This window comes from Alcanivorax sp. HI0044 (assembly GCF_001634945.1).
Window position 1 is genome coordinate 1 of record NZ_LWEZ01001600.1, and the last position, 1,117, is coordinate 1,117.

Consider the following 1,117-nt stretch of genomic DNA (forward strand, 5'->3'; position numbering starts at 1 on the left):
ATCGCTCACCGGGATGCGGACGGTACGGTCAGCATCGCTGGTGGGGGATTCGTCATGAGCATAGCCTGCACGTAGTACCCATTTCGGGGTCAGCTGGTAGGCGCCGCCAACGGCAAATGCCCAGGTATCTTCCCAGTTCAGTTCTTCAGAGATTGTGCCGAACTGCGGCTGGAACATGGCGTTCAGGCCACTGTTCTCTACGTCAATGCCTTCCAGACGGCTCCAGCGGGTCCAGGTGGCGCCTGCGTACAGTGCCAGTGCGTCGGTGGCCTGGTAGCTGAAAGAGGTGTCAACGGACTCGGGCATGGTGATGTCTAATTTCGCATCATAGCTGCCGTTGATCAGGCCGCCGCCGGAGGCTGCTGGAATGCCAGAGATGGCGGTGTCGCCCTCCAGGGTATATTCCTGCTTAGAGTGGTAGGTGATGCCCCAGTCCAGGGTTTCGGTGAGAGAAAACAGGGCGCCAGCATTAAAGCCAACGGTTTCGTCGTCGCCTTCAATTTCTACTTTGGGGTCTGTGGCAGAACCGAAGGCCACGCCGGGCAGGTTGCTGGTCAGCTCGCCATCAATGCGGCTGAAGGTGGGGCCAAAGCCCACAGAAATACGGTCGTTGAACGCGTAGCTGACGGTGGGTTGAATGGTGACGACTTGAACCATGCTTTTCAGGCCGTTGTAACGACCCTGCCAACCGTCTTCATAATCGCTTTCCACACCGAACGGGGCGTACAGGCCGATACCAGCATGCCATTTGTCATTGAGAGGAGTGACATAGTAAGCAAAGGGCACGGTAGAAAAGGGCACCATGTCGCCATCGTTGGTGCCTGGCAGCGTGCCTTGGGCGTTGCTGATATCAGTGCTGGCATCAATAAAGGCCAGGCCGCCGCTGACTTCGGCGCGGTCCAGGCGGCTCATGCCGGCGGGGTTGCCGTACAGAGTGCTGGCGTTGATGGCGGTAGAGGCGCGGCCTGCGTAGGCAGAGCCGGCGCTGCTGGCGCTCTGTTCGTTCAGAGCCAGGCCATTGGCCATCACCTGGGTGGACGCAGCAGCAATCGCGGCTGCCAGCACGGCTTTGTTTGAATACTTCATGATAACTTTCCCGAGTTATGATTTTGCCGGC

1 protein-coding gene is annotated in these 1,117 nt (G+C 58.7%); it reads right to left on the reverse strand.

Features of this window, described 5'->3' with window-relative positions; translation table 11 throughout:
* A partial coding sequence (locus A3730_RS24200; protein WP_063539149.1) for an OmpP1/FadL family transporter occupies positions 1-1,086 on the reverse strand: 1,086 nt, incomplete at its 3' end.
* Between the last annotated feature and the right edge of the window lie 31 nt (positions 1,087-1,117).